General features: G+C 56.6%; 22 protein-coding genes and 1 tRNA gene. 13 read left to right on the top strand and 10 right to left on the bottom strand.

The genetic code is table 11. The features are described 5' to 3' along the window. Window position 1: 1 nt before the first annotated feature. The gene (locus H7A13_07095) at window positions 2–961 is read right to left on the bottom strand and encodes a MoxR family ATPase (protein MCP5333107.1); all 960 of its coding nucleotides are present in this window, start codon (window positions 959–961) and stop codon (window positions 2–4) included. Between the two features lie 299 nt (window positions 962–1,260). Here H7A13_07095 and H7A13_07090 point away from each other — a divergent pair, with 299 nt between their 5' ends. The 11 genes from H7A13_07090 (at window position 1,261) to H7A13_07040 (ending at window position 13,423) form a co-directional block, all read left to right on the top strand. Further along, the gene (locus H7A13_07090) at window positions 1,261–2,808 is read left to right on the top strand and encodes an acyl-CoA synthetase (protein MCP5333106.1); all 1,548 of its coding nucleotides are present in this window, start codon (window positions 1,261–1,263) and stop codon (window positions 2,806–2,808) included. Between the two features lie 38 nt (window positions 2,809–2,846). Then, window positions 2,847–3,539 carry an NnrU protein gene (locus H7A13_07085; GenBank protein MCP5333105.1) on the top strand — a complete coding sequence of 231 codons (693 nt, stop codon included), beginning with the start codon at window positions 2,847–2,849 and terminating at the stop codon, window positions 3,537–3,539. Window positions 3,540–3,686: 147 nt separating this feature from the next. Further along, window positions 3,687–4,448, top strand: coding sequence for a complement resistance protein TraT (locus H7A13_07080; protein MCP5333104.1), 762 nt, complete (start codon window positions 3,687–3,689; stop codon window positions 4,446–4,448). Window positions 4,449–4,729: 281 nt separating this feature from the next. Next, a tRNA-Leu gene (locus H7A13_07075) sits at window positions 4,730–4,814 on the top strand. Between the two features lie 43 nt (window positions 4,815–4,857). Continuing rightward, window positions 4,858–6,189 (top strand): trigger factor, encoded by a 1,332-nt coding sequence (locus H7A13_07070; protein ID MCP5333103.1) that lies wholly within the window; start codon window positions 4,858–4,860, stop codon window positions 6,187–6,189. 88 nt (window positions 6,190–6,277) lie between these two features. Then, window positions 6,278–6,895 (top strand): ATP-dependent Clp endopeptidase proteolytic subunit ClpP, encoded by a 618-nt coding sequence (gene clpP, locus H7A13_07065; GenBank protein MCP5333102.1) that lies wholly within the window; start codon window positions 6,278–6,280, stop codon window positions 6,893–6,895. 76 nt (window positions 6,896–6,971) lie between these two features. After that, on the top strand, window positions 6,972–8,258 hold the full coding sequence (gene clpX / locus H7A13_07060; protein ID MCP5333101.1) for an ATP-dependent Clp protease ATP-binding subunit ClpX: 1,287 nt from the start codon (window positions 6,972–6,974) through the stop codon (window positions 8,256–8,258). Between the two features lie 110 nt (window positions 8,259–8,368). Next, window positions 8,369–10,792 (top strand): endopeptidase La, encoded by a 2,424-nt coding sequence (gene lon / locus H7A13_07055; protein MCP5333100.1) that lies wholly within the window; start codon window positions 8,369–8,371, stop codon window positions 10,790–10,792. Between the two features lie 56 nt (window positions 10,793–10,848). Beyond that, window positions 10,849–11,127 carry an HU family DNA-binding protein gene (locus H7A13_07050; GenBank protein ID MCP5333099.1) on the top strand — a complete coding sequence of 93 codons (279 nt, stop codon included), beginning with the start codon at window positions 10,849–10,851 and terminating at the stop codon, window positions 11,125–11,127. 46 nt (window positions 11,128–11,173) lie between these two features. After that, entirely contained in the window at window positions 11,174–13,060 is a 1,887-nt protein-coding gene (locus H7A13_07045; protein MCP5333098.1) for a SurA N-terminal domain-containing protein, read from the top strand. Window positions 13,061–13,144: 84 nt separating this feature from the next. Next, window positions 13,145–13,423, top strand: a complete 279-nt coding sequence (locus tag H7A13_07040; protein MCP5333097.1) for a hypothetical protein — start codon at window positions 13,145–13,147, stop codon at window positions 13,421–13,423. 209 nt (window positions 13,424–13,632) lie between these two features. Here the strand turns inward: H7A13_07040 and H7A13_07035 are convergent, their stop codons facing one another. From H7A13_07035 to H7A13_07000, 8 genes are all read right to left on the bottom strand, one after another. Beyond that, on the bottom strand, window positions 13,633–14,697 hold the full coding sequence (locus H7A13_07035) for an alpha-hydroxy-acid oxidizing protein (GenBank protein ID MCP5333096.1): 1,065 nt from the start codon (window positions 14,695–14,697) through the stop codon (window positions 13,633–13,635). A gap of 1 nt (window position 14,698) precedes the next feature. Further along, window positions 14,699–15,385, bottom strand: a complete 687-nt coding sequence (locus H7A13_07030; GenBank protein ID MCP5333095.1) for a Fe2+-dependent dioxygenase — start codon at window positions 15,383–15,385, stop codon at window positions 14,699–14,701. Between the two features lie 15 nt (window positions 15,386–15,400). Next, window positions 15,401–17,635, bottom strand: a complete 2,235-nt coding sequence (locus H7A13_07025) for a TonB-dependent siderophore receptor (protein ID MCP5333094.1) — start codon at window positions 17,633–17,635, stop codon at window positions 15,401–15,403. 78 nt (window positions 17,636–17,713) lie between these two features. After that, entirely contained in the window at window positions 17,714–18,133 is a 420-nt protein-coding gene (locus tag H7A13_07020; GenBank protein MCP5333093.1) for a biopolymer transporter ExbD, read from the bottom strand. A 9-nt stretch (window positions 18,134–18,142) separates the two neighbouring features. Next, window positions 18,143–18,904 carry a MotA/TolQ/ExbB proton channel family protein gene (locus H7A13_07015; protein MCP5333092.1) on the bottom strand — a complete coding sequence of 254 codons (762 nt, stop codon included), beginning with the start codon at window positions 18,902–18,904 and terminating at the stop codon, window positions 18,143–18,145. Window positions 18,905–18,906: 2 nt separating this feature from the next. Then, entirely contained in the window at window positions 18,907–19,596 is a 690-nt protein-coding gene (locus H7A13_07010; protein MCP5333091.1) for an energy transducer TonB, read from the bottom strand. 46 nt (window positions 19,597–19,642) lie between these two features. Next, the gene (locus tag H7A13_07005; protein ID MCP5333090.1) at window positions 19,643–19,831 is read right to left on the bottom strand and encodes a hemin uptake protein HemP; all 189 of its coding nucleotides are present in this window, start codon (window positions 19,829–19,831) and stop codon (window positions 19,643–19,645) included. Between the two features lie 253 nt (window positions 19,832–20,084). Next, window positions 20,085–20,882 (bottom strand): dioxygenase, encoded by a 798-nt coding sequence (locus tag H7A13_07000; GenBank protein ID MCP5333089.1) that lies wholly within the window; start codon window positions 20,880–20,882, stop codon window positions 20,085–20,087. Between the two features lie 288 nt (window positions 20,883–21,170). Between H7A13_07000 and H7A13_06995 the strand changes: the two genes are divergently transcribed. Both H7A13_06995 and H7A13_06990 read left to right on the top strand, forming a co-directional pair. Further along, the gene (locus H7A13_06995; protein ID MCP5333088.1) at window positions 21,171–22,340 is read left to right on the top strand and encodes a thiolase domain-containing protein; all 1,170 of its coding nucleotides are present in this window, start codon (window positions 21,171–21,173) and stop codon (window positions 22,338–22,340) included. A 2-nt stretch (window positions 22,341–22,342) separates the two neighbouring features. After that, a complete protein-coding gene (locus H7A13_06990; GenBank protein ID MCP5333087.1) occupies window positions 22,343–22,729 on the top strand; it encodes a Zn-ribbon domain-containing OB-fold protein in 387 nt (128 codons plus the stop codon). 59 nt (window positions 22,730–22,788) lie between these two features. Here H7A13_06990 and H7A13_06985 read toward each other — a convergent pair whose 3' ends face one another. Next, on the bottom strand, window positions 22,789–23,262 hold the full coding sequence (locus H7A13_06985) for a two pore domain potassium channel family protein (protein MCP5333086.1): 474 nt from the start codon (window positions 23,260–23,262) through the stop codon (window positions 22,789–22,791). Window positions 23,263–23,305: the final 43 nt, after the last annotated feature.

Below are 23,305 nucleotides of genomic sequence, written 5' to 3'. Positions count from 1 at the left end.
CTTATCCTCCGGTCTTGGCCATGGGTTGCTCGCTGTCGGCGATCAGTGCATCGAGCTGCTCGTTGACCGCTTCGATGTCATCCTGGAACTTGAGAATGGTGTTGAGCGTCTCCTGAACCAGCTTGGGTTCGAGCGATTCGGCATGCATCAGCACCAGCACCCGTGCCCAGTCGATGGTCTCGCTGATCGAGGGCAGCTTCTTCAGATCGAGCGCCCGCACCTGGTGAACAAAGCTGACCAAGTGCTCACGCAGCCGCTCGGAGAGGCCCGGGACCCGGCTTTCGAGAATCCGCCGCTCCAGCTCGGGTTCGGGGTAGGGGATGCTCAGGTGCAGGCAGCGCCGCTTCAGTGCATCGCTCATCTCCCGGTTGTTGTTGCTGGTCAGAAAGACGATCGGCTTGACGCGGGCCTCGATGGTGCCGATCTCGGGGATCGACACTTGGAAGTCGGAGAGCACTTCGAGCAGAAAGGCCTCGAATTCATGGTCGGACTTGTCGATCTCATCCACCAGCAGCACGCAGCCGCGCTCTTCGTGCAGCGCTTTGAACAGCGGTCGCGGTTCGAGAAACTCCTCGGAGAAGAACAGGTCGTCCTGTTGGCGCAGCTTGCCCATCGCCTCGGCCAGCGAGTGGGTGGTGCCGAGCAGTTCATTCAACTTGTCCTTCAGCAATTGCGTGTAGAGCAGTTGCTTGCCGTACTTCCACTCATAGAGTGCCTTGGACTCATCCAGCCCCTCATAGCACTGCAGGCGGATCAGCGGCACATCGAGGATCGACGCAGTGGTTTTGGCCAGCTCGGTCTTGCCGACGCCAGCGGGGCCTTCGACCAGAATCGGTTTGTGCAGATTGAAGGCGATGTAGATGGCGGTGGCGATCTCGCGGTTGCAGATGTAGCCCGCGTTGGAAAATTCACGCTCGATTTCGGCAACCGAGGTGAAGCGTTGGTCGTGCAGCTCTTTCATGAAACATCCTGTGGTTGAGGAAAGTGGCCGCAACCAGCCACCAGCAAAGTTTTTGATTGTCACCGATCCGCTTCGGTCATGGCAATGTCAAATTTGCTTTGCGTAAAGCCTGACTCTCAAACGGCGCAAGGGTCGCCTCGGGCAAGACTATTTGGTAGGCTCGGCCTGCCTGACAACAGCGATAAAAACAGGCTGATCGAGGATGCCCCCCGCGGGTGTGGCATCACACTTCCGGAAGTTGCCGGGCCGTGCTGCATGGTTCGGCAGGGAGGTGCATCATCCATCAGGGAGTGAACATGATGACTTTGCACAACTTCTGGCATTGGGCCGAGCAGACTCCTGCGCGCACCGCAGTCATCGGGCCAGACGGTCGACAACTCACCTTTGCCGAACTCGATGCCCGCGTCAACCAGCTCTCTCATGGGTTGCGGGCACTGGGTTACCGCCGTGGCGATGCGGTGGCGGTGGTGATTCCCAATGGCATCGAATGGCTGGAGATCTTTCTTGCCACGCTTCAGAGCGGACTCTACATGGTGGCGCTCAACCACCATCTGGTCGGTGCCGAACTCGCTTACATCATCGACAACTGCGATGCGCGTGCCCTGATCGGGCATCGCCGTTATGGCGAGGCGCTTGCGGCTGCCGTCGAGTCGCTCGATTTCGATCCGGCGCAGCGATTCGGCATCGGTGGGTTGCCGGGCTTTCACGACTATGAAAGCCTGTTGGCAGGGCAGCCCATCACGCCACCGGCCGAACGGACCTCTGGCGCGCTGATGCTCTACACCTCGGGCACCACCGGCAAACCCAAGGGGGTCCGGCGCAAATTGCCCGAAGAGTCGCCTGAAGAGGTGGCCTTCAAGTCATCCTTTCTCTGCCTGCTGTTCAATGGCAGCGTCGGCAGCGGTTCTCATCTGGTGCAGGGACCGCTCTACCACTCCGGACCGAGTGGCTTCGGCATGGCGGCGCTGCAGGCCGGACAGAGTCTGGTCATCATGGACAAATGGACGGCCGAAGCGGTGTTGGCGCTGATCGACCGTCACCGCATCACCGCCACCCACCTGGTGCCCACCCACTTCGAACGGTTGCTCGATCTGCCCGAAGCGGTGCGGGCGCGTTATGACCTCTCCTGTCTGACCCATGTGGTTCATGCGGCGGCACCCTGTCCGGTGGGCAGCAAGCAGCGGATGATCGACTGGTGGGGACCGGTCATCCACGAACTCTATGGCGCAACCGAAGGGGGTGGCACCTCCTGCTCCTCGCAGGAGTGGCTGCAGCGGCCAGGCACGGTTGGCAAGGCCTGGCCCGTGTCGCAGGTGAAGATTCTCGATGAGTCCGGCTGCGAGCTGCCGGCGGGTACACCGGGTCTGATCTACATGAGTACAGCCATTGCCCAGTTCGAGTACCACAAGGACAGCGAAAAGACGCAGCGCAGTCGCCGTGGAGAACTTTTCACCACCGGTGACATTGGCTATCTGGATGAGGAGGGCTACCTCTTTCTTTGCGATCGTCAATCCGACATGGTGATCTCCGGCGGGGTCAATATCTATCCAGCTGAGATCGAAGGCGCGCTGCTGCAGCACCCCAAGGTGCGCGATGTCGCTGTTTTTGGCGTGCCTGATCCGCAATGGGGCGAAGCGATCAAGGCGGTGATCGAATTGAGCGACGGGGCCGAACCGGGCGAGCGGCTCACCGATGAGTTGAAACAGTTTCTTGAAGGGCGTCTGGCCCGTTACAAATGGCCGAAGTCATTCGATTATGTGAGCACACTGCCGCGCACCGAAACCGGCAAATTGATGAAGCGCACACTGCGTGAACCCTATTGGGCCGGTCTCGAGCGCAAGGTGTAACCGCAGCGTGCGCGCCATTCATTGATGAGGAGTGCATCATGGAAAACGCCGAATTCATCCCGCTGGCGCTGGCTGGCGTTTCCTTTGTCGCTGCACATCTGCTGCCATCGAGTCTGGCGCTGCGCCCGCATCTTGTGCGGATATTGGGCGAGAACGGCTATCTTGCCGCCTACACACTGTTTGCGCTCGCCACCTTCGGCTGGCTCTGCCATGCCTACGTGCAGGCGCCGCACACGGTGATGCTGTGGAATCCCGGCGTTTTGCGGTTCTTGCCGCTGCTGTTGATGCCGGTCGCGTTGTGGTTCATCGTCTGCGGTGTCAGCGGTCCCAACCCCAGCAGCGTCAGGCAGGAGCAGAAGCTTGCCGAGGCCGAAGTGGCCAGCGGCATGTTGCGCATCACCCGCCATCCGGTGCAGTGGGGCATCGCCCTGTTCGCTCTCGGCCACCTGCTGGCCAATGCAGACCTTGCCGCGCTGCTCTTCTTTGGTGCCTTGCTGTTGCTGGCCACGCTGGGCATGTACCATATCGATCAACGCAAGGCGGCCACCCTGGGCGAGCCTTGGCAGCGGTTTGTCGCAGTGACCTCCCTGCTCCCATTGGGTGCGGTTCTGGCCGGGCGCAACCGTTTTGTGATCAGTGAGTTGGGTGGATGGCGGCTGCTGTTTGCCGGAGCACTCTATCTGATCCTGCTTCTCGCCCACCCTTGGGTGATCGGGGTTTCACCTTTTTAGCCCAAACCGGGAACAGTCGAGGAGACTGAAGGTCGAAGGCCTGTCGAGCGTCCATCCAGCGATGCGCAAGTCTCCGCAACAGGGCTGATCGGGCCGCTGCACCGCGCTCTTCGCATCGCATCTCATCCCCAGCGAGCAGCAACAGTCATGAATGCATCTCTCAGTCGATTTTCTGCCTTTTTTTCACGGGAATTGGCAGGAGCTCTGCTGATCCTCTTCACCCTGTTTCTGCAGGGCTGTGGTGCCGGCTACACCGCAGTCAAAAAGCGCGATCTGGTGACGCAGACCAAGATGAGTGACTCCATCTTTCTCGATCCGGTCGCACCCGAAAAACGGGTGGTGTTTGTCGAGATTCGCAACACCACCGATCAGCAGTTGCAGGTCGAGCAAGCGGTACGGCAACGGCTGAGCGCACGGGGTTATCGCCTGACCGACAATCCGGATGAAGCCACCTTCCTGTTGCAGGCCAACATCCTGCAGGTGGGGCGTTCCGACCTGCGCGGTTCGTCCGACGCCATCTCCTCCGGCTTCGGCGGTGCGGTGGCCGGTGCGGTATTGGCCAGCGCCACCGGCAGCAGCAACCGTGAAGCGGCAGGTGTTGGCGTGCTGGCTGGAGCAGCCAGTGTTCTGAGTGATGCGATGGTCGATGACGTGCTTTACACCATCGTCACCGATCTGCAGATTCGCCAGCGGTTGGCAGCAGGAGAGCAGGTTTCGCAGCAGCAGTCGACCACGCTGAAGCAGGGCACCAGCACCGAGCTGAAGGAGTCCGTGACCCCCGCGCCCACCCAGTGGAAGAGCTATCGTACACGCATCGTCAGCAGCGCCAACCAGGCAAACCTGAAGCTTGAGACCGCGTTGCCGGCGCTCGAGGCCGGACTGGTTCAGGCACTGGGCGGGCTCTTTTGATGAGACTCCAGATGCGGCCGTGCAAAGACGAGTCGCGCAGGAGCAGGTGTCTGCACACTTGCGGTTCGCTCTTGAAATGGTGTGTACGCGGGACCATATTCTTGTGAGCGGTCATCGATTGTGAGAGACTCAAAAAAAGCTGTCATCCGGGCGGGCAGGCCGTTCGGAGCGGCCTGATGGGTGCTGCTGATTGAACTCGCGTGCCGACCCACGCCGGACACCGTCCGGGAGTTCGACTGCCACGGTTTCCTTGCTCCATGCCATAGGCCCGGATGTCCATCGCGAAAGTGGCGGAACTGGTAGACGCGCTGGATTTAGGTTCCAGTGTCGTAAGACGTGAGAGTTCGAGTCTCTCCTTTCGCACCAAAAAATCTTTGCTACGATTCAATCTGTCACATGAGGTTTAGGTATGCAGGTTTCTGTTGAGGCTGTTTCTGTTCTGGGACGTCGACTCACCATTGATGTTCCGGTCGAGCGCATCGAGACTGAAGTCAGTGCTCGTCTGCTCAAGGCAGCCAGAACCATGCGTCTTGACGGCTTTCGGCCTGGCAAAGTACCGCTCAAACTGGTTCGCGAACGCATTGGTGAAGGGGTCCGTTCCGAAGTGCTGGGCGACGTGATCAACGACAGCCTGAACAAGGCGATCGTCGATCAGAACCTAATTCCGGCCGGGCGTCCGATGGTTGAGGCGATCGATACAGAGCAGCCGCAAGACCTGCGGTTTGTCGCGACCTTCGAGATCTACCCAACCGTTGATCTTGCCGATTTTTCAGTGCTGAATGTCCAGCGCCTCAGCGCAGAGGTGACCGAGGCCGACGTGGACAAGATGATAGAGACCATCCGCAAGAGCAATGCGGACTGGACTTCCGTCCAGCGTGCTGCGGCCAATGGTGACCAGTTGACAGTCGATTTCGAGGGTTTTGTCGATGGCGAACCGCTGGAGGGGGGCAGCGCCAGCGGTGCCAAGATCGTTCTGGGGTCACAGCGGATGATTCCCGGTTTCGAGGATGGGCTGATCGGCGCCGAAGTCGGTGCAGAGCGAACCCTTGACCTCAAGTTTCCCGAGCCCTACCACAACGCGGCCGTGGCTGGAAAGGATGCAAGGTTCAAGGTCAAGGTGCAGGAGATCGAAGAGCAGACGCTGCCAGAAATCGGCAAGGCGCTGTTCGAACGGGTCGAATTTGATGGCGACAGTGTTGAAGCGTTCCGGGCCGAAGTGCGCAGCAACATGGAGCGCGAAATGAACGCTGCGCTGCGCAGAATCACCAAACAGCGAGTGATGAAAGCACTCGAAGAGGCGCACTCATTCGACTTGCCAGGCGCCTTGGTCGGCAGCGAAATCCAGCAAATGCGGCATCAGTTGCTGGAGCAAATGGGTCATCGGCATGGGCACGACTGCGACCATGACCATGAAAGCGATTTCCCCAGCGAAATTTTTGCCGAACGCGCCCAGCAGCGGGTCAAAAGAGGGCTGATTCTGGCCGAAATCATCAAGGGCGTGCCGATCAAGAGTGATCCAAGCCGGGTGCGACTGTTTGTAGAGGAGCTGGCTTCCAGCTATCGGGAGCCAGAGCGGGTGGTTGAGTGGTACTATCAGAACCCGGAGATGATTTCATCGATCGAAGCCTTGGTTCTTGAAGATCAGGCAATCGACCATGTGTTGGCGAACACGCAGGTGTCCGATGAAGCGACAACCTACGAAGCAATCATTCGAGAGGCGTCCGAAGCCGCGAATGGCTAAAGCGCTACATGCGGTGGCCACAACGGGTAAGTGTGAGCCGCCGATATCCTGGCAATGATCACGGTTTTGCAAAGTTGAGAAACAGAAGATGATTGAAAATGTTGGCTTGGTCCCGATGGTAGTCGAGCAATCCGCGCGCGGCGAGCGGGCCTATGACATCTACTCCAGGTTGCTCAAGGAGAGGGTGATTTTTCTGGTGGGTCCCGTCGAGGACCACATGGCCAATCTCATCGTGGCGCAGTTGCTGTTTCTCGAATCAGAAAATCCGGACAAGGACATTCACCTCTACATCAACTCTCCGGGTGGATCGGTGACGGCCGGACTCTCCATCTATGACACCATGCAGTTCATCAAGCCCGATGTCAGCACCATGTGCATAGGGCAGGCTGCAAGCATGGGTGCATTGCTGCTGTCGGGCGGTGCGGAAGGAAAGCGCTACTGCCTGCCACATTCGCGCATGATGATCCATCAACCCTTGGGCGGATTCCAGGGGCAGGCTTCCGACATTGAAATCCATGCGCGCGAAATTCTTCTGGTACGAGACCGGTTGAACAAGATTCTTGCAAGGCATACCAAACAGGACCTGGAAACCATTGCAAGAGATACGGACAGAGACAATTTCATGAGCGCGATCGAAGCGGTCAGTTACGGACTCATCGACCAGGTTCTTGAGCACCGGGTCGATTCATTGAAATCAGAAAAATGAGTTTGCAAGCCAGCCATTGCATGGCGAGCAAAGAATGGATTTATATCGGCCGATTTTTTTGAGCTAGGATATACCCATGGTTGATGAGCGCAACGGCAGGGGCGATGAGGGCGGCAAGCTGCTTTATTGCTCTTTTTGCGGGAAGAGCCAGCATGAAGTTCGAAAACTGATTGCTGGACCTTCAGTTTTTATCTGCGATGAGTGCGTCGATCTTTGCAACGATATCATTCGTGAAGAGATCGAGGAGAGCAGCAATGAGTCCAGCGCTGAAAAGCTTCCAACTCCAAGAGACATCAAAAAGACCCTGGACGAATATGTAATTGGTCAGTCTTTGGCAAAGAAAATCCTTTCGGTCGCGGTCTACAATCATTACAAGCGGCTTGGCCACAACCCAAAGGGGAAAGACGATGTTGAGCTCGCAAAAAGCAATATTTTGCTGATGGGGCCAACTGGAAGCGGGAAAACGCTTCTTGCTGAGACATTGGCGCGTCTGTTGAATGTTCCATTCACGATTGCCGATGCAACGACCCTGACCGAAGCAGGTTATGTTGGAGAAGATGTAGAGAACATCATTCAGAAGCTCCTGCAAAAATGTGACTATGATGTCGAGCGGGCTCAGCGAGGCATCGTATACATCGACGAAATCGACAAAATCTCGCGAAAATCGGACAATCCATCGATTACGCGCGATGTCTCCGGTGAAGGCGTTCAGCAGGCATTGCTCAAGCTGATAGAAGGAACAGTGGCTTCGGTACCACCGCAAGGTGGGCGTAAGCATCCGCAGCAGGAATTCCTCCAGGTTGATACATCGAATATCCTGTTCATCTGCGGGGGTGCATTTTCCGGGCTCGACAAAGTCATTCGTGATCGCTCAGAGAAGAGTGGAATCGGGTTTTCAGCATCGGTAAAGAGCAAGGAAGACAAGAAAAATGTTGGAGAAACCCTCAAGAAGGTCGAGCCGGACGATCTGGTCAAGTATGGCTTGATTCCTGAGTTTGTCGGACGATTGCCGATCATTGCAACGCTCGAAGAGCTCGATGAAGCTGCCCTGATCAAGATTCTTACTGAGCCGAGAAATGCCTTGACCAAGCAGTATGCAAAACTTTTTGACATGGAGCATGTTGAACTGGACTTCCGCGAAGATGCGCTTAGAGCCGTGGCCAAAAAGGCCATGGAACGCAAGACAGGCGCAAGAGGATTGAGATCGATCCTTGAATCCATCCTGCTGGAGACCATGTATAATCTGCCGTCAATGAAAGGTGTCAAAAAAGTGGTCATCGATGAGAATGTTGTCGTTGATGAGTCCGAACCAATATTGCTTTATGAAAATCTGGAACAACAGCGTGCTGCTCCAGATCAGTAAGGGATGAATAGAGAAAAAGTGGGGACGGATGTCCCCCTTTTTTTGTTATAAAGGTCAAAAAAAGATCTGTGGTTTAATTGAGCTTGATGATTGACTGTGGGGATAGATAGATGAAATCCGACCAGGAAGATACTTTGATTCCAGTGCTGCCTTTGCGCGATGTGGTGGTCTATCCGGGAATGGTTATTCCGCTGTTTGTCGGAAGGGCGCGTTCAATCAAGGCGCTGGAGGCGGCAGCTGCTTCAGAAGACAAAAAAATTCTTCTGGTTGCGCAGAGAAACCCATCGATCGATGAGCCAGAGGAAGATGATGTTTATCGATTCGGAACAGTATCGACAGTACTGCAATCGATAAAACTCCCTGATGGAACGATGAAAGTTCTTGTTGAAGGGGAGCAGCGAAGCGAAATAAAAAGCTTCATGAAGGCTGTTGACTTTTTTTCCGCGGTCTCTTCCCAGCGCTATCCGAAAGAGATCTCTCCGCGGACTGAAGAGCTATTTCGGAAATCGCTCTTGGAGCAGTTTGATCGCTACGCACAGGTGAACAAAAAAATCCCCGCGGAGGTGACAAGTTCGTTGGCGGATATTTCGGAAGTCGGGCGTTTGTCTGACGCTATTGCCGCACATATTTCTCTGGAGCTCAATCAGAAACAGGAACTTCTTGAGCTGGTTGAATTGAGCGAAAGGATAGAACAGTTGATGGCGATCATGGAGGCAGAAATTGATCTCCAGAAGATCGACAAAAAGATAAAAACACGCGTCAAGCAGCAGATGGAGAAAAGCCAAAGAGAGTATTATCTCAATGAACAGATGAAAGCCATCCAGAAAGAGATGGGAGAGCTCGAGAATTCCGTCAGCGAGATCGAGCAGTTGGAGAAGAGAGTCTCCGCTGCAAAAATGCCTGCTTATGCGCGAGAAAAGGTTAAAAGCGAGCTGAATAAACTCAGATCGATGTCACCGATGTCGGCAGAGGCATCGGTTGTTCGTGGTTATATCGACTGGATGATAAACATTCCATGGAGCAAAAGAAGCAAGGTTACAAATGATCTGGGTGCTGCGCGTAACGTCCTGGATCACGACCATTATGGCCTCGACGAAGTCAAGCGGCGGATCCTGGAGTTTTTGGCAGTGCAAAAGCGCGTCCGCTCATTAAAAGGGCCGGTACTCTGCCTTGTTGGTCCGCCAGGCGTCGGAAAGACTTCGCTAGGAGAATCGATTGCACGAGCCACAAATCGTAAATTCGTGCGAATGGCATTGGGTGGAGTCAGAGATGAAGCAGAAATACGAGGTCATCGCCGTACCTATGTCGGCTCCATGCCGGGAAAACTATTGCAAAAGATGGTGAAGGCTGGCGTTAAGAACCCGCTCTTTATGCTGGATGAAATTGACAAGATGGGAATGGACTATCGCGGCGACCCTGCCTCGGCTCTGCTTGAGGTTCTTGACCCGGAGCAAAATCACCTTTTCAATGATCATTATATCGAAGTCGATTATGATCTTTCTGAAGTGATGTTCATATGTACCTCTAACAGCATGAATATTCCGCCGGCATTGCTGGATAGAATGGAGATTATTCAGCTTCCGGGTTACACAGAAGAAGAGAAAATCAGCATTGCTGAGCGCCATCTGTTGCCGAAACAGATGAAGGCGAGTGGGCTCAAAGCGAATGAATTGACGATTACAACGGCAGGATTAAAGGAGATCATTCGCCACTATACGCGTGAAGCGGGCGTAAGGAGCCTTGAGCGGCAGATCGCGAAAATTTGTCGCAAGGTCATTTATGAGAGTGCAATTTCAACAGAGAAGAGAGATCCAACCAAGCTTGATGCTGACGGCGTGGAGCATTTTCTTGGGGTGCAAAAATTCCGTTTTGGTCGAGCTGAAGAAAAGGATCAAATTGGCCAAGTGAGCGGTCTGGCCTGGACCCAAGTGGGTGGAGAAATTCTGACCATTGAAGCTGCGTCTGTTCCTGGGAAGGGAAAACAGCTCTATACAGGCTCTTTGGGCGATGTCATGCAAGAGTCGATACAGGCTGCTTTCACCGTTGTCAGAAGCAGAGCCAAGGCATTTGGAATTTCCGAAGATTTCTACGAAAAGTGCGATGTGCATATCCACGTTCCGGAAGGGGCAACACCCAAAGATGGTCCCAGTGCGGGAATAGGGATGTGTGTGGCGCTGGTTTCAGTTTTGACAACCATTCCGGTTCGCGCGGATGTGGCGATGACGGGTGAGATCACCTTGCGAGGACAGGTGCTTGCCATTGGAGGGCTCAAGGAAAAACTCCTGGCTGCGCACAGAGCTGGGATCCGTACAGTTATCATACCTTTTGACAATCAGAAGGACTTGAAAGAAATTCCGGATAATATCAAGTCCGAGTTGGAGGTCAGGCCGGTACGGTGGATCGATGAAGTTTTGCAAATTGCATTGACGAGGCAGCCATTGCCCTTGTCCAATGAAAATAGAGAGGATGAAATTCAGGATCCGGTAATTAAAAAGGCGAAGAGGGTGGATAAGAAAGCGATCAGGCCACATTGATTTCTGTCTTGTGTTGCGGACGTTACACCGCTGTAAAGCTATGAAGAGTTGTATGTATGAATAAATCTGTTCTAATTGATTCGGTTGCCGTGGCTGCTGGGGTTTCCAAAGCGGCAGCTTTCAGAACTCTGGATGCGATGACAGAGCTGCTCGCAGAGAAGCTGAGAAACGGTGAGCAAGTAACGTTGCCCGAATTTGGTGTTTTCAAGGTCGGGCGCCGAATGAAAAGCGAGGAAATTGATCCAGAAATGCACGAATCATGTTATTTTCAATCGAAGAATATCCCATCATTCAAGGTGAGTAGAGAACTTAAAAATATATTGAGTTCTCGATAGTCGATTTTGATCATATAATCCTAATTATTTTTGAAGCGATTTGGTTATGTTGCAGAATATCAGAGACGGCTTGAGCGGAATTGTCTCGAAAGCAATAGTCGGATTCATTGTATTGACCTTTGTGTTTTTTGGCATTGAGACCTTGGTGCAGTATAAGTCGGAGTCCGTGATTGCGACTGTGAATGGATTGGATATTCCTGAGAGCACTTTCAGGCATGCTGTTGAACTTGAAAAAAGAAATATAATCTATCGAAACCAAGGGGTCGTTCCAAAGATTGATGAGGCCGTGCTTGCTTCGCAGGTTCTTGACAAATTGATTGATATAAAGCTTCTTTCTGGTTATGCGGAGGGTTTGTCTGTTGCTGCGCCAAAACCGCAAATTGATCAATTGATCACTGCTCAAGCAGAGTTTCAAGTTAATGGAAAATTTGATCCGGCGGTTTTCAAGCAGGTGATTGAGAGCTCCGGTTTTACTCCGCAGCGTTATTATGAAAATCTCAAGACCGATTTCGTTCTGAATCAACTGAGTCAAGCGTACCTTTATAGTAGCTTTCAGTCAAAAAATGATTGGCAGGATGTGGCGGCGCTCGTACAGCAGCGCCGCTCATTTTCGACTCTGGATATCCCGATCGAACGCTTTTTCAAAGATATTGATAAAGATGACCCAGCCATAAAGAGCTATTATGAGGCTCACTCGGATCAGTTCAAAACTGATGAGGCAGTTACAGTTGAATATATTGAGTTGACGATTGATCAGGCAATGAGGGAAGTTGAAATATCGAATGATGAAGTGAAAGCGCGTTACGAGAAGGAAGTCGAGACACTTTCTGCGAGGAAGCGCTTGCATGCAGCGCATATCCTGGTCCGTGCTTCGTCAGAAAATGATCTGAATGCAAAAACGAAGATCGATAAGATCAATGAAGAACTGCGCAGCGGTGCTGATTTTTCAGAACTTGCAAAAAAATACTCTGAAGATAAAGGCAGTGCTGGAAATGGTGGTGATGTGGGATCAACGGATGGAAGCGTCTTTCCGCCTGAATTTGAGCATGCTCTGCAAAATCTTCAGGTGGGAGAAATCTCTTCACCAATCAAAACCGAGGTTGGCTATCACCTGATCCGCCTGCTCGAAAAGAGTGATTCGAAAATTCCGAAACTGGATGAACTTGCGAGCAGTCTGCATACAGAATTGAGCAGGGAACGTGCACGACTCATTCTGAGGGAGAAAGTGGAAAATCTGTCGACTGTGGTTTTTGAGTCTCCTGATTTGGATGAACCAGCGGTTCGGTTCGGGCTTTCAAAGCAAGTGGCGGGTCCCTTTGGAAGGGATCATGGGGAAGGAATCGCTGCCAATCTCAAGGTGCGAGAGCAGGCATTTTCTGAGGCGGTGCTGTCATCTGGACAAAACAGCGAGGTGATAGAGCTTGATGAGGGACACTATGTGGCACTTCGCGTGTTGCGCCACGATCCACAGCGTCAATTGAGTTTGAATGAAGCAGCAGAGAAAATTCGTAATATTGTCTCAAGAGAAGCTGCAAGGACACATGCGGAAAACGTGGCGAAAAAGTCCATTGACGAGTTGCGCTCAGGAAAACCCATTGATGAAGTGGCCAAGAACGCGGGTTTGAAATTTAGGCACTATTCGAAGGTGCTGAGAAGTGGTGGTCAAGACCTTGATCCACAACTTCTTCAATCGGTTTTTCGTGCGGAAATTCCAGTTTCAGGTAGTGTAGAGATCGGCTCAGCGATGCTCGGTGATGGCGATCAAGTCGTTTTTTTGCTGACCGAGGTGATATCGGGAACTCATGATGAATTGACAGCTGAACAGCAAGCCCAGTTGGTGAATTTTTTGGCGTTTGGATCTGGAAAACGTGATTTCTCTTCTGTTCAAAGACAGCTCAAGACCCAGGCTGATATCGTGAAAAACAACTTTTGACCTGGCAGATCGCTTTTAGATATTTGTTTTCCACATAGAAAAATGTGATCCGGTATCAAATCACACGCTACATGGGAGATGGCAATGAACGATTTGCCTATGGCTGGGGAGTGGTACTGTATTATCGGTCAGGAAGAGCCTTTTCAAGTGGTGGCCATTGACGAAGAGAGTGGCCTGGTCGAAGTTCAGCATCTCGATGGCGATATCGAAGAGTATGAGATCGAAGAGTGGGAGGCTCTTGATCTGGAGGAGATCGAGCCTCCGGAAGACAGCTCTGCGCCTTACGATAACTATTCTTATGATGAAGACGAGGAGGGAGAGGAGATTCCAGACGGATTCTCTTTGTTAGGTGAGGAGGAATGAGCTTTTCATTTGAGAGTATAGATGTCGCGGTCTGTCGCATCCCGGACAATCATATAGACCCACGCAGGTATCCGTTGCTCATGGCGCGCTCGATAATGTATGGCGTGATCGATGAACTCGAAGCCGGGAGGCGGAGCGTGTCAACCTTTTTTCAACGGATCGGCGCTTTTTTTATGTGACAACTTTGGGTGGCTCGACGCTGACTTTTCTCAAGGGACAACCGCGCGATCGGCCAGGCAGTGTGGTCCAATCTCACTGAGCTGGGCGCAGCCAGTCAATGCCATGGTCATCTCCAATTCGTCGCGCAGCAGCCGCACCGCATGGGCAACACCCAGGGCGCCATTGCAGGCGAGTCCCCAGATGAAAGGGCGTCCGATCAGCACTGCGGTGGCGCCGAGCGCGAGGGCGATGAAGAGGTCGTGGCCACTGCGGATGCCGCTGTCGAACAAGATCGGCATACGTCCGGCGATGCGCGCGCTGATTGCCGGCAGCAGGTCGATGCTGGCCGGCGCACCATCGAGCACCCGTCCACCATGGTTCGATACGATGATGCCGTCGCAGCCGAGATTCAGCGCCTGATCGGCATCGTCCGGATGGGTGATGCCCTTGAGCAGCAGTGGCAGTTTGGTCTGCTGACGCAGCCAGGTGACATCGTTCCAGGTGGGGGCCTGTTTCATCCAGCCATCGAACACCCGGCTCAAAGCCGGATCGACTGGCTCCGGTGGTGCGACCGCATCGAGGTTGACGGCGCTGACCCCATTGGGCAGTTGCAAGCTGCTGCGTTTGATCGGGGCGTCGATGGTCAGCACCACGACCGAAAAACCCGCGGCGCTGGCCCGCTGCAGCAAGCGCAGCGTCCGTTCCCGGTTGCCCTGCCAGTAGAGCTGGAACCAGGGGCGGCCCTGTTCGCCGTGACCGGCTTTGGCGATCTGCTCAAAGGGTTGGCTGGCCAGACTGCTGACCAGCATCTGTCCACCTTGGGCAGTGGCGGCCAGGGCACTGGCACACTCCCCATCGGCATGGAACAGCCTCTGGTAGGCGATGGGTGCGAGCAGAATCGGATGGTCCAACTGCTGGCCGTAGAGTTGCAGCCGGGTGTGGCCACCGCTCAGATCACGCAGTGGGCGTGGCCACAGTCGAACCGCCGCCAGCGCGCGCGCATTGGCGTCGATGGCCTGATCACTGCTGCCCTCCTGCAAATAACGCCAGAGCGGTTCGCCAAGACGGGCCCGCGCCAACGGCAAGTAGTCGCAGAGCCGCTCGATGGCTGACACTTCAGCTCTCCGCCCAGCGGCGCAGCAGGTTGTGGTAGAGGCCGGTCAGCCTGACGACGGCATCTGACTCCCCCATCTCGCTGCGCAGTGTCAGCAAGGCCATGTCCATCTCATAGAGCAGGCGGCGCTGGCCAGGGTCGCGCACCATGCTCTGGATGAACAGAAAACAGGCGAGTCTCTCACCGCGCGTGACGGCCGAAACCGCATGGATCGACGAAGAGGGGTAGAGCAGCAGGCTGCCGGCCTCGAGCTTGAAACCGTGGTTGCCGAAGGTGTCCTCGATGGTCAGTACGCCGCCGTCGTACTGTTCGGGATCGGACAGAAACAGCGTGGCCGACAGATCGGCGCGCAGATAGTGGCCAGGCTGCTGCGCAATGCGCTGCATGGCGTTGTCGGTGTGAAAACCATAGCTGTTGGTGAGATCGCCATAGCGGTTGAACAGCGGTGGCAGAATCTTCAGTGGCAGTGCCGCAGTGAAAAACAGCGGATTGCGGGTGAGCGCATTCAGCACGATCTGGCGCAGTGCCGGCAACTGTTCGGCCCCTTCGGACAGTTGCTGGTTGTTCTTGGTCACTGCTGCCTGGATGCCGGCGGTTTCGAGCCCGCTGCGCCAGTGGGCGCGCTCCAGCAGATCGCGTGAGGTGGCCAGCTCATCGGCGGTCAACAGGTTGTCGATGGTGATGAGCATGGCCGCCTGATCCGCTCAGAACTTGAGCTCGCCAGTCAGAATGGCGATGCGCCGTGTGCCCGGAACCGTGAACGCGCCGTTGTCATAGAGGGCATCATAGTAGAGCTGATTGAACAGGTTCTTGACATTGAGCCGTGCCGACCAGCGTGGCTGTTCGTAGGAGAGCATCAGATCCCAGCGCGCATAGGCCGGTGCCGTGTTGGGGTTGAACTTGCTGCTGCCGGGCAGGGTCGGAATCGCACCGGTACCGCTTGGATTGTAACCGTAGCGCTCCCCCTTCGCCTCGACCCCACCGCCGATCTTCCATTGCGGCGTCAACTTGTAGCTGCTCCACAGGTTGAAGGTGTAGGGCGGGGTGTTGCGTGGCCGTTTGCCGGCATAGGCCGGGTTGGCCACGGTGATCGCTCCGGTGGTGGCATTCACGTTTTCGGCCACTTCCAGAATTTCGGCCTCCATCAGCGCCAGCCCCGAGAAGATCTCCCAGCGCTCATTGATGCGGCCGGCCGCTTCGAGTTCGAGGCCGCGGGTGCGTCGTTCCTTGGTCAGGATGGCCGCTGTCGATTCGAGATCGGTGTTGCGCTCCCACTCCTTGGTGGCTTCGTACAGGGCGGCGCGAAAGGCCAGATCACCCTCGAACCAGAGCCATTTGCTGCCAAGTTCGACCACTTCGCTGCGTTCGGCCGGCAGTGGGGTCACGGTGAGTTGATAAAGGTCGGCGGTCGGGCTGAACGAATCACTCCAGCTCAGATAGTAGTGATTTTCGGTGGTCGGGTGAAACGAAAGCGCGCTGCGATAGCTGTTTTCCCCATAGGCGAGCGAAGGTGAGGTCTGACTGCTGTAATCGGCATCCATCTCATCGCGGCGAACGCCGAGGGTGAACTTCCACTGCGGGATGAATTCGACCGTGTCCTGGGCATAGAACGCATAGGAGTCCGAGTCGAAATTGACCGGCGCGGCGGTTGGATTGGGGTCATAGGGGCGGTAGTAGGGCGGGTTGCCGGCAGTGGTGCCGCCGAGGTTGCGCAACGTGGTGCGATGGCTGTTCTCATTGAGGTATTCGACACCGGTCAGGAACAGATGCGTCATGCCCAGTGCACTGAAGGCGGTGCTGTAGTCCGATTGCAGCGTGACGGTCTCATAGTCGGCGGTGCGGGTCGGACCGCCATTGGCCACGCTGCCATTGAGCACCAGCGCCTGCGGATTGGGCGGGGAGGTCAGGCTCGGCGTGCGTGCCCAGTAGCTGCGTTCGTAGTCGGCCAGCCGCAGTTGCGTGCGCAACTGGCTGTCGGGTGAGAAGCGGTACTCGTTCACCAGGGTGGTGATCTGAGTGTTGCTCTCATCGAAGGTGGCATCGGTGCCCCAGAAGGTTTCGGCCGAGAAAGCCTTGGTCGGCTTGCGCGTGATCGGATCGAACGGAATTCCGTAATCGGGATTGTCGTTGATCTTCAGCCAGTAGTGGTTGATCCAGAACTGGTTGTCGCTGTAGAGATTGAGCCCGAGACTGAGGCCGACCCCTTCGCGGTCGATCTCCGGTTCATTGCCAGTGGTCGGATTGCTGCGCCAACTGCCCTCGTTGCGCTGCATCAGGTTGACCCGCAGTGCCGCGTCTTCGCTGAGCGGCTTGTTCAGGTCGGCGGTCGCCTCGCGGTAGTTCTCGCCACCGACACTGCCGGTGAGCTCATACTGCGCCTTGCGCAGCGGCGTCTTGCTGACCTGATTGATGACGCCACCGGCTTGGCCGCGGCCGAACAGCATCGCCCCGGCGCCGCGCAGCACATCGATCTGCTCGTAGTTGAAGGTCTCGCGGTTGTACTGCGCGGTGTCGCGAATGCCATCGAGATACATGTCACCAAAGGTGTAGAAACCGCGCAGGTTCATGTTGTCGCCCGAACGACCACCTTCGGCGGCGTTGAAGGTGAGGCCCGACACGTTGCGCAGCGCCTCGCGCAGCGAACCAACCTGCTGCTCCTCCATCAGGCTGTTGGTGATGGTGGTGACAGCCTGCGGAATTTCGTGTGGATCTTGCAGGAGCTTGCCGACACGGGTGGCCGTGGCGCGGTAACCATCGGGCTGTTCGACCGCCGCCTCCACATTGACCGTGGATAACTGCTGCGCCGTTTCAGCGGCCTTGTCGTCGACAGCCATGGCCGACAGGCTGGCCATGCCGGCCAGCATCATCGCGCCAAGCGGCAGCAGCGGTACCGTGGCCGGGTTTCGCTCCAGCTCGGTTTTTTTCTCAATGTAGCTCATAGAGGACTCCTCGATGGACAGTGTGCTGGCTGGCTCGAGGCATCTCTGGCTGGCTGCGATGGGTGGAATGAAGCGGTTTCACTGGCGCCTGGGTTCGGTGACGAAGGCGATTCGGTTCAATCCATGCTGGGCGGCGGTCGACATGACCTCCGCAACCTTCTCGTAGGCAGTGGTGCGCTCGGCACGCAGATGCAACTCCGGCTGTGGCGAGCGCGCGGCGGCAGCCTGCAACCGCAGGTCGAGCTCCTGCGCGGCGATGGCTTCACCATTCCAGAACAGCTGTCCAGCGCCATCGATGGCCAGCTGGATGTTCTCCGGGGGCGTCAGTGTCGGTGTGGAGGATGCCTTGGGCAGATCGACCTTGACCGAGTGGGTCAGCAGTGGTGCGGTGACGATGAAGATCACCAGCAGCACCAGCATGATGTCGATCAGCGGAATCATGTTGATCTCGGCAAGTGCCGAATCGCCATCTTCCTCGAAGGGTGAAGCGGAGTGCATGGGCTGTCTCTATGGACCGGTCTGCACACGCAGCGTGTGAATTGCCGGCTGGTTCGCGACCGATGCGGACCCGGTGGCTGCTTCGCCGCGGATGCCCATGCCAGTGGCGAACAGGTTGAAGATGTCATCGGCAAAACCATTCAGCGCCGTGACACTGTTGCGATTGGCACGGGTGAAGACGTTGTAGGCCACTGCGGCGGGAATGGCGACGGCAAGGCCGATGGCGGTCATGATCAGTGCCTCGCCGACCGGTCCGGCCACCTTGTCCAGGGTGCCCTGACCGGTGATGCCAATGGCCAGCAGGGCGTGGTAGATGCCCCACACCGTCCCGAACAGGCCGACGAAGGGCGCGGACGAAGCGACGGTGGCGAGAAAGGTCTGTCCCTGCTCCATGCGGCTTTTGCTCTGGGCAATGCTGCGTTTCAACGCCCTGATCAGAAACTCGTCCGGCGCGCCACCGCTGATCAGGCGAGCAGCCTCGCCTGATCTTTTGCACTGATCGACGGCGGCAAAGCCATGTTTCAGCAGATGTGAAAAGGGTTCGTCGCTGCCGCTTCCGTCGCAGAGCCGGGTCAGGGTATCCAGATTTTCGGCCTGCCAGAAATGGTCGAGAAAGGTCCGGCCTCTGCGCTGCATTGCCAGCAACCGCACCGTTTTGGTCACGATCAGATACCAGCTGCCGATCGACATCAGCGTCATCAGCAGCAGGATGAAACGAGCAACGACATCACTGTTGGCAACGAAGTGAACAAAGCCGAGAGAATTTTCCATGCTCAACCCTTGAGTGAGAAAACGATCGGTACCAGAACCGTTGCGGCGACCTTCTGCTCCCCCAGGCGGGCTGGTACGAACTTCCAGCGCCGCACGGTTTGCAACGCGATGGTGTCGAGCCGTGGATGGCCGCTGCTGGTGTGGAGTTCAACCTCGCGCGCCAGACCACGCTCATCCACCTGCACACGCAGCAACACTCGCCCCTGTTCACCCAGTCGGCGCGAAATGCTGGGGTAGGCCGGCTTGGGATTGTCGAGATAGTCGGCGTCGAAACGCGGCTCCGTCAGTTCGGATTTTGCAGCCGGCGGGATGGCAATCGGCGGTGACGGAGGTGTGGCTTCGGCGGGCACAGTCGCCACCGGAGCGGTTTCCGCCACTGCCGGGGTCTCACTGGGTGCAGCGACCTGGCTCGGCTTCTGTGACGGCTTGACTCTGCTGACAACCTTTTTTGGTTGAGGCGGGGTGGGTTGCAGCTGGGGTTTGGGCGGCTCGATGGGCAGGGTCGGCGCGCTGATGGCCGGTTGAGGAAGCACCATGGGGGCCAACAGCGTGGCACTGAGCAGAACGGGCTGCACGGGAGGTATGGACGCGCGTGGCTGGCAGAGCACGAAGAGCACAGCCAGGTGCAGGGCCAGCACCACGATGAGACCTGTCATCGAAGGCCGTTGCCGAGGTTCATCCCGCCAGGACATTGCAAGGCTCGGATGGATCAGGTTCGTACCATTCATGGTGTCACTGCTATTTGGTCAGAATCAGCCGGTTCTGCCGCGTGACCCGCAACCGGTACGCATCCATGCCGTGGATGATCAACACTTCCGTCCCGCCGCCGAGCAGCGCCTCGCTGCTGATCGTGCGCAACGGCGAGGGTGCTGGTTGAGGCGTGACTGCGGCAGTCGGACGGTCTTGTGAAGAGGGTTCTGTTGCCATGGCTGGCCCTTATCGAGATCAACAACGTCGCCGAAGAGCGTGAACACAATGTGCACCCAATATAAACGAGAATCATTATTGAAAGCAAATGGAATCTGTTCACATCGATGAGTTTGGACGGAAATGTCCATCGCGCGCATCGACTTGATTGTCTCGGTCAGTTGCGGCTTCTGCGGCCGGGCTGGGTTGGCGCTCTGACTGAGCTGGAAGAACCGCTGAAATAGAGTCTGTTCAACCGCAGCGTCGATCGACCCTAGCCGAACTGGAAGGCCGATACGGTCACACCCAACACGCAGTCGGTGAAGATTTTGCGGCCGGGTTCCGCTTCGGCCGCGCCGGCCACCACCATCAACGGCAGCAGGTGCTCCTCGCGCGGATGGGCGGCACGGGCCGCCGGGGCCCTCCCCCAGTCGGCAAGCAGTTTCCAGCGTGTGGCGGGCTCGGCTTCGCAGGTTTGGCTCAGCCAACCATCGAACAGATCGGAAACCGGTTTGAACCGATCCCCGAAGCCGCGCATGTTGTGGTAGCTCATGCCGCTGCCGACCAGCAGAACCCCCTCCCGTCGCAGTGCGGCCAGTGCCCGGCCGGCGCACAAATGCTGTTCCGCATCGAGCGTGTCGCGCAGCGACAATTGCACGATCGGCAGATCGGCCTCGGGCAGGATCAATTTGAAGGGAATGAAGACGCCGTGGTCGAAACCACGTTTGGCATCGGCGGCCGTGGGCAGCGCCGCCAGGTCGAGCAGTGTCTGGATGCGTTGCGCCAGGGCAGGAGCGCCTGGAGCAGGATAGTCGAGCTGGTAGGTGTGCGGTGGAAAGCCGTAATAGTCATAGATCAGTTCCGGCTGGCTGCCGCGGGTGACGGTGAAGGCGGGTGCTTCCCAATGGCCAGAAATCACCACCACCGCCGTGGGTCGAAATGGCAGGGTGCCGATCAGGTCCTTCAGCCAGGCGGCCATGCGGTGCCAAGTGTCGGCAGGGCCCATGGTCCACTCCATGAAGAAGCAGGGGCCGCCGCCATGGGGAATATAGAGGGTTGGCAGCGTCTGCATGGTCGAATGGCGCTCTTGAATCTTTGCGGTGGGAACAGGCAGAAAAAGGGAGATGCAATGATACAATCACAAAACACGACCGGTTCGCCAGCGTGGTGAGCGATCCTGGTGGCGTCAGAGCGCTGTTGGCAGCGCGGCATGGCACGGCACGGGGTTCTCGCTTTCTGACCTTGGGTCCGGGTATCGGTTCTCTCCAGCTCTTGTGATCGCAGTGGATGAGCATGGATGAGATCGAACCTGGACGTGGGGTTCATCCAATAAAAGCCATAAATGAGGAGTGATCACTCGATGAGTATCAAGGGGAAAGCCTATATCGCGGGGGTTTACGAACACCCCGGTCGGAATCTGCCCGACAAGTCTCTCGCTCAGATCCATGCCGAACTCTGCAAGGGTGCGCTCGAGGACGCCGGTCTGACCAAGGCGGACGTCGACGGCTTCTTTTGCGCCGGAGACACCCCGGGCCTTGGCGCGATCTCGATCGCCGATTACATGGGGCTCGATCTCAAATACACCGACACCACCGAGACTGGTGGTTCGTCCTACGTCTGCCACGTCGGTCACGCGGCTGCGGCCATCGCCGCCGGCAAATGCAGCGTTGCACTGGTGACGCTGGCCGGCAAGCCCCGCTCCGAAAAAATGGCAGTGGGCACCGGCATGCGCCTGGGTGCGAAGGATGCGCCCGAGATCGGTTTCGAAAACATCTACTGGCCCAACACCACCAACATGTATGGCATGGCCGCCATGCGCCATATGCATGAATTTGGCACCACCAGCGAGCAGTTGGCCTGGATCAAGGTGGCTGCCTCGCACCATGCGCAGTGGAACGAACATGCCCTGTTGCGTGATGTCGTCACGGTCGAGGATGTGCTCAACTCGCCGATCATCAGCGATCCGCTGCACCGTCTCGACTGTTGCGTCATCACCGATGGCGGCGGTGCCATGGTGATCGTCAGCCCGGAAATCGCCAAAAGCCTGAAGCGTCACAGCGTCAAGGTGCTGGGACATGGTGAAGCACCCAAGCACATCAGCGGTGGCCGGGTTGATCTCACCTTCACCGGCGCCCGCTGGAGTGGCCCGCGCGCCTTCGAAGAGGCCGGTGTCACCCCGCGCGACATCAAGTACGCCTCCATCTACGATTCGTTCACCATCACCGTGCTCGAAACGCTTGAAGACCTCGGCTTCTGCGAAAAAGGGCAGGGTGGCAAGTTCGTCAGCGATGGCAACCTGATCTCCGGCGTCGGCAAGTTGCCGTTCAACACCGATGGCGGCGGTCTGTGCAACAACCATCCGGCCAACCGCGGTGGCATCACCAAGGTGATCGAGGCCGTGCGCCAGCTGCGCGGCGAAGCGCATCCCAAGGTGCAGGTCAAGAACTGTGACATCGCGCTGGCCCATGGCACCGGCGGATCGATTGGCACCCGCATGGGCAGTGCAACCGTTATTCTTGGGAGCGAATAATAATGAGCGAGATGAAATACGAAGCCCCGGTCGTCAATCAGGAGACCGAGCATTTCTGGAATGCCACCAAAAACGGCACCTTTCTGCTGAAGAAGTGCAACGACTGTGGCAAGTTCCACTACTACCCGCGGTCGCTGTGCCCCTACTGCTTCAGTGACAAGACGGTCTGGGTCGAGTCGAAGGGCGCTGGTACCCTCTACACCTACAGTGTGATGCGCCGTGCGCCGATTCCCTACTGTCTGGCCTACATCACGCTCGATGAAGGCCCGACGATGATGTCGCACATCGTCGACAGCAATTTTGATGACATTGCCATCGGCAAGCGCGTCAAGCTGGTGATGAAGCCCACCGCAGGTGAAGAGAAGCTGCCCTGCTTCGCACTGGCCTGATTGGGTCAATCGCGGTAAAAGCCCGGCCATGTGCCGGGCTTTTTTTGCTTGAGCGTTCGCTATTTGCCACCTTTGTGTCGACCGTGGTCCGACCAGAAGCGCTCCATCATCAGGTAGGTGAACGAGGCGCTCCAGCCGATCATGACCAGCCCGGTCAGAGCCTCCACACCGGCGATCAGTCGCAGATACTGCAGCGGATAGACATCACCGAAACCGAGCGAGGTGTAGGTGACCGCAGAAAAATAGACGAAATCGTAGATCTGTTTCGGCGCATCGCCGCCGAACTCACCCAGGCCGAAGTGGCCGCTCAAAAAGTGGTAGACGATGGCAAACAGCCAGACGCTGATGCTGTGTGCGAGAAAGATGCCGAAGATCACCACCAGAATGCGCAATCGGGGGCGGATTCGCAGGCGCGGCAGCAATGCGGAGGTCAGCCGCATCGCTTCGTAGTGGATCAGTACCGTGATGAAGACCAGCAGCGCGGCGATGGACATCGACAGCAGAAAATGCAGACCGCTCGTGAGATTTTCCATTCTTGGCACACATTGGGATGAAGCGGGCCATTATAAAGAGAGT

The sequence above is a fragment of the Pseudomonadales bacterium genome (genome assembly GCA_024234215.1).
In the GTDB taxonomy this organism is placed as follows: Bacteria; Pseudomonadota; Gammaproteobacteria; order Pseudomonadales; family UBA5862; genus JACKOQ01.
The sequence above is the reverse complement of the archived record's forward strand: the minus strand, read 5'-3'. Positions and strand labels throughout refer to the sequence as shown.

Excerpts from the sequence above, each read along its gene's own strand:
- H7A13_07095 (MCP5333107.1), bottom strand. The coding sequence starts at position 961 with ATGAAAGAGCTGCACGACCAACGCTTCACCTCGGTTGCCGAAATCGAG.
- H7A13_07090 (MCP5333106.1), top strand. The coding sequence starts at position 1,261 with ATGACTTTGCACAACTTCTGGCATTGGGCCGAGCAGACTCCTGCGCGC.
- H7A13_07085 (MCP5333105.1), top strand. The coding sequence starts at position 2,847 with ATGGAAAACGCCGAATTCATCCCGCTGGCGCTGGCTGGCGTTTCCTTT.
- H7A13_07080 (MCP5333104.1), top strand. The coding sequence starts at position 3,687 with ATGAATGCATCTCTCAGTCGATTTTCTGCCTTTTTTTCACGGGAATTG.
- H7A13_07070 (MCP5333103.1), top strand. The coding sequence starts at position 4,858 with ATGCAGGTTTCTGTTGAGGCTGTTTCTGTTCTGGGACGTCGACTCACC.
- clpP (MCP5333102.1), top strand. The coding sequence starts at position 6,278 with ATGATTGAAAATGTTGGCTTGGTCCCGATGGTAGTCGAGCAATCCGCG.
- clpX (MCP5333101.1), top strand. The coding sequence starts at position 6,972 with ATGGTTGATGAGCGCAACGGCAGGGGCGATGAGGGCGGCAAGCTGCTT.
- lon (MCP5333100.1), top strand. The coding sequence starts at position 8,369 with ATGAAATCCGACCAGGAAGATACTTTGATTCCAGTGCTGCCTTTGCGC.
- H7A13_07050 (MCP5333099.1), top strand. The coding sequence starts at position 10,849 with ATGAATAAATCTGTTCTAATTGATTCGGTTGCCGTGGCTGCTGGGGTT.
- H7A13_07045 (MCP5333098.1), top strand. The coding sequence starts at position 11,174 with ATGTTGCAGAATATCAGAGACGGCTTGAGCGGAATTGTCTCGAAAGCA.
- H7A13_07040 (MCP5333097.1), top strand. The coding sequence starts at position 13,145 with ATGAACGATTTGCCTATGGCTGGGGAGTGGTACTGTATTATCGGTCAG.
- H7A13_07030 (MCP5333095.1), bottom strand. The coding sequence starts at position 15,385 with ATGCTCATCACCATCGACAACCTGTTGACCGCCGATGAGCTGGCCACC.
- H7A13_07025 (MCP5333094.1), bottom strand. The coding sequence starts at position 17,635 with ATGAGCTACATTGAGAAAAAAACCGAGCTGGAGCGAAACCCGGCCACG.
- H7A13_07020 (MCP5333093.1), bottom strand. The coding sequence starts at position 18,133 with ATGCACTCCGCTTCACCCTTCGAGGAAGATGGCGATTCGGCACTTGCC.
- H7A13_07015 (MCP5333092.1), bottom strand. The coding sequence starts at position 18,904 with ATGGAAAATTCTCTCGGCTTTGTTCACTTCGTTGCCAACAGTGATGTC.
- H7A13_07010 (MCP5333091.1), bottom strand. The coding sequence starts at position 19,596 with ATGTCCTGGCGGGATGAACCTCGGCAACGGCCTTCGATGACAGGTCTC.
- H7A13_07005 (MCP5333090.1), bottom strand. The coding sequence starts at position 19,831 with ATGGCAACAGAACCCTCTTCACAAGACCGTCCGACTGCCGCAGTCACG.
- H7A13_07000 (MCP5333089.1), bottom strand. The coding sequence starts at position 20,882 with ATGCAGACGCTGCCAACCCTCTATATTCCCCATGGCGGCGGCCCCTGC.
- H7A13_06995 (MCP5333088.1), top strand. The coding sequence starts at position 21,171 with ATGAGTATCAAGGGGAAAGCCTATATCGCGGGGGTTTACGAACACCCC.
- H7A13_06990 (MCP5333087.1), top strand. The coding sequence starts at position 22,343 with ATGAGCGAGATGAAATACGAAGCCCCGGTCGTCAATCAGGAGACCGAG.
- H7A13_06985 (MCP5333086.1), bottom strand. The coding sequence starts at position 23,262 with ATGGAAAATCTCACGAGCGGTCTGCATTTTCTGCTGTCGATGTCCATC.